We start from the raw sequence: 2,067 nt of genomic DNA, 5'->3' as shown, positions 1-2,067 counted from the left end.
TCGTAACAAGGTAGCCGTATCGGAAGGTGCGGCTGGATCACCTCCTTTCTAAGGATATTATACGGAATATAAGACCTTGGGTCTTATAAACAGAACGTTCCCTGTCTTGTTTAGTTTTGAAGGATCATTCCTTCGAAACGTGTTCTTTGAAAACTAGATAACAGTAGACATCACATTCAATTAGTAACACAAGATATCACATAGTGATTCTTTTTAACGGTTAAGTTAGAAAGGGCGCACGGTGGATGCCTTGGCACTAGGAGCCGATGAAGGACGGGACGAACACCGATATGCTTCGGGGAGCTGTAAGCAAGCTTTGATCCGGAGATTTCCGAATGGGGAAACCCACCACTCGTAATGGAGTGGTATCCATATCTGAATTCATAGGATATGAGAAGGCAGACCCGGGGAACTGAAACATCTAAGTACCCGGAGGAAGAGAAAGCAAATGCGATTTCCTGAGTAGCGGCGAGCGAAACGGAATCTAGCCCAAACCAAGAGGCTTGCCTCTTGGGGTTGTAGGACATTCTATACGGAGTTACAAAGGAACGAGGTAGACGAAGCGGTCTGGAAAGGCCCGTCATAGAAGGTAACAACCCCGTAGTCGAAACTTCGTTCTCTCTTGAATGTATCCTGAGTACGGCGGAACACGTGAAATTCCGTCGGAATCCGGGAGGACCATCTCCCAAGGCTAAATACTCCCTAGTGACCGATAGTGAACCAGTACCGTGAGGGAAAGGTGAAAAGCACCCCGGAAGGGGAGTGAAAGAGATCCTGAAACCGTGTGCCTACAAGTAGTCAGAGCCCGTTAACGGGTGATGGCGTGCCTTTTGTAGAATGAACCGGCGAGTTACGATCCCGTGCAAGGTTAAGCTGAAGAGGCGGAGCCGCAGCGAAAGCGAGTCTGAATAGGGCGTTTAGTACGTGGTCGTAGACCCGAAACCAGGTGATCTACCCATGTCCAGGGTGAAGTTCAGGTAACACTGAATGGAGGCCCGAACCCACGCACGTTGAAAAGTGCGGGGATGAGGTGTGGGTAGGGGTGAAATGCCAATCGAACCTGGAGATAGCTGGTTCTCTCCGAAATAGCTTTAGGGCTAGCCTCAAGGTAAGAGTCTCGGAGGTAGAGCACTGATTGGACTAGGGGTCCTCATCGGATTACCGAATTCAGTCAAACTCCGAATGCCAATGACTTATCCTTAGGAGTCAGACTGCGAGTGATAAGATCCGTAGTCAAAAGGGAAACAGCCCAGACCGCCAGCTAAGGTCCCAAAGTGTGTATTAAGTGGAAAAGGATGTGGAGTTGCTTAGACAACTAGGATGTTGGCTTAGAAGCAGCCACCATTTAAAGAGTGCGTAATAGCTCACTAGTCGAGTGACTCTGCGCCGAAAATGTACCGGGGCTAAATACACCACCGAAGCTGCGGATTGATACCAATGGTATCAGTGGTAGGGGAGCGTTCTAAGGGCAGTGAAGTCAGACCGGAAGGACTGGTGGAGCGCTTAGAAGTGAGAATGCCGGTATGAGTAGCGAAAGACGGGTGAGAATCCCGTCCACCGAATGCCTAAGGTTTCCTGAGGAAGGCTCGTCCGCTCAGGGTTAGTCGGGACCTAAGCCGAGGCCGAAAGGCGTAGGCGATGGACAACAGGTTGATATTCCTGTACCACCTCCTCACCATTTGAGCAATGGGGGGACGCAGGAGGATAGAAGAAGCGTGCGATTGGTTGTGCACGTCCAAGCAGTTAGGCTGATAAGTAGGCAAATCCGCTTATCGTGAAGGCTGAGCTGTGATGGGGAAGCTCCTTATGGAGCGAAGTCTTTGATTCCCCGCTGCCAAGAAAAGCTTCTAGCGAGATAAAAGGTGCCTGTACCGCAAACCGACACAGGTAGGCGAGGAGAGAATCCTAAGGTGTGCGAGAGAACTCTGGTTAAGGAACTCGGCAAAATGACCCCGTAACTTCGGGAGAAGGGGTGCTTTCTTAACGGAAAGCCGCAGTGAATAGGCCCAAGCGACTGTTTAGCAAAAACACAGGTCTCTGCGAAGCCGTAAGGCGAAGTATAGGGGG

Annotated in this window: 1 rRNA gene; it reads left to right on the top strand. The window is 50.4% G+C overall.

From position 1 onward, the window contains the following. Positions 1-218: 218 nt before the first annotated feature. Positions 219-2,067, top strand: a 23S ribosomal RNA gene (locus tag ACFC1F_RS43210); the annotation flags it as partial.

Origin of the sequence: Kitasatospora sp. NPDC056181 (assembly GCF_042266225.1) — a bacterium.
Classification (GTDB): domain Bacteria; phylum Actinomycetota; class Actinomycetes; order Streptomycetales; family Streptomycetaceae; genus Kitasatospora.
The sequence above is the reverse complement of the archived record's forward strand: the minus strand, read 5'-3'. Positions and strand labels throughout refer to the sequence as shown.